2 protein-coding genes are annotated in these 2,208 nt (G+C 53.9%); both read left to right on the top strand.

Translation table 11 applies throughout. From position 1 onward, the window contains the following. A partial coding sequence (locus tag ACREAY_RS11440; RefSeq protein WP_431755898.1) for an iron ABC transporter permease occupies positions 1-1,634 on the top strand: 1,634 nt, incomplete at its 5' end. A 70-nt stretch (positions 1,635-1,704) separates the two neighbouring features. Beyond that, complete coding sequence (locus ACREAY_RS11435; RefSeq protein WP_431755897.1) at positions 1,705-2,106, top strand: integrase core domain-containing protein; 402 nt, start codon at positions 1,705-1,707, stop codon at positions 2,104-2,106. Positions 2,107-2,208 lie beyond the last annotated feature (102 nt).

Here is a 2,208-nt window from a genome sequence, read left to right as displayed (position 1 = left end):
CCATTGCCGCCGGCGTGCAGATAACTCCTGTCAGGCTGGCCCTTGCAGGCATTGCTGTCGGGATGGTGTTTGCTGCCCTGACGTCGGCCATGTTCATATTCTTTACAGAGCAGACCCGCGGTGTTCTATTCTGGGGAGCAGGATCGCTTATCCAGAATGACTGGAAAAATGCCTCATTTTCATGGCCCTTGATAGCTGGCGCCGGTGTATTCGCATTGATAATGGGTCGCAAGATGGACGTCCTCCTTCTAGGAGACGACGTAGCTCAGTCCCTTGGAATAAGCGTTCAGAAGACTAGGCTCTCTGCCACATTCATTGCGGTCTTTCTAACAGCCGTTTCAGTCAGCATAGTGGGGCCCATAGGCTTTGTGGGACTTGTCGCCCCGCACCTTGTGCGCCTGATGGGCATAACAAAACAGCGGCCGTTAATGATCACGTCTGCTGTATGGGGCGGCATCATAATCGTGGGTGCAGACATTGTAGCGAGGCTCCTTGCAGGCGGGATAAGCGAGCTTCCTGCCGGCACGATTACTGCCGTAATAGGAGCTCCTTTCCTCATATGGCTGGCCCGCAGAGCTACCATGTCAGAAGGCGCAAGGGCGCCGTCGCGAGATGTTACCCTGCGCATAGTCCCCCGCGGGAATGCTACTTATGCGATAATACTGGCTGCATGCATAATCCTTCTTGGATCTTCTGTCGTCATTGGCATAATCTTTGGAAGTACCCAGTTCACACTTGGCGAGCTGGTTGACACCTTTACCGGCAACGGCACGGCGTTTACAGACAAGGTAATTTACGACCTGCGCATGCCGCGCATTTTCGTGGCCGCGCTTGCAGGCGCGTCGCTTGCAGTGAGTGGCCTATTTTTGCAGGGAATAGTCAGAAACGCGCTGGCCGCGCCAGACATCATAGGCATAACTGCGGGAGCCGCCTTGATGGCAGTCACCTTTCTCATACTGATCCCGGATAGCCCGTTTGGCTCGATACAACTTGCCGCCCTTGTGGGCGCTTTTGTAGCCTTTGCCGTGGTTTACCTTGCCTCGTGGCAAAAGAGCGGTGGAATATCGCCAACTCGCCTCGCGCTCGTCGGTATTTCCATCTCTGCCTTTGCAAGTTCCATAATAAACGTCGTAATAATTAAGGCAGATATCTTTGCCGCCTCTGCACTAATCTGGCTTGCAGGAAGTACACATGCCAGGGGGTGGGATGAGTTGTCGCAGCTGGTCGCTTGGCCTCTCATACTCATTCCTCTCGCGTGGGTGCTGGCACGCAAGCTGGACATAATGGCCCTTGGCGACGACCTGAGCAAGGCGCTTGGCATTTCGCTTGAGCGCACGCGCCTGGTCCTGCTGGTGATAGGAGTCGCGTCCACGGCGGCGGCAGTGTCAGTCGTAGGCACGCTCGGGTTTGTAGGCCTTGTGGCGCCGCACATGGCAAGGATTTTGGTAGGCAACTATCACCGCAAGCTGGTGCCACTTGCCGCAGTTATGGGCGCTATACTGGTCGTGGTCGCAGACACTGTTGGCAGGATTGTCCTTGCTCCATCTGAGGTGCCGTCTGGGATAGTGACTGCCCTGTTGGGCACGCCGTACTTTTTGTGGCTCCTGTGGCGAAGCAAGAGCACACATGCATAGCCTATGAGCCTTGAAACAGGTTTACTAGAATTTATCTCATAAATATGATGCCCGCGCCCTCTTTAAGGAGATGAAGCAGCACGCCCCGCTGCCAAGAGCAATAGTGCATGACGGCCTGCGCTCGTACGATGAAGCGTACTACCGCGAATTGCATACTCAGGAAGTGCCACACCTCCAGAATATCGGCAGCGTAGGGTCAAACGAAAATAGCCTCAATCCAAAAGTCGAGAGGCTAAACGGCACGGTGAGGGATAGAGAAGCGCCTATGCGTGGGATGGATAGGGCAGAATCAGCACAAGAATTGATGAACGCAATGAGGATTCATTACAACTTTATCCGTCCTAATCAAGCGATAGGAGACCAAACACCGGCAGAGGCAGCGGGGATTAACCTGAACCTGAAAGAGAACAAGACAGAATCGCTCATGCGGCAGGCGGCAATTCATGCCAGGATACAGTTGTTGAACCAGTAGTCAAAGGTCTAGGTATTAGAGTTCACAAGCTGACAATCCTTAATGAGAAAGACGGTGTCACCACCAAGCAAAAGGGATGGCTAGACAAGAAAGACTGGGTCG

The organism is Nitrososphaera sp. (assembly GCF_050748925.1).
GTDB lineage: Archaea > Thermoproteota > Nitrososphaeria > Nitrososphaerales > Nitrososphaeraceae > Nitrososphaera.
Note: the sequence above shows the minus strand (reverse complement) of the source record. Positions and strands in the feature narration are given on the sequence as shown.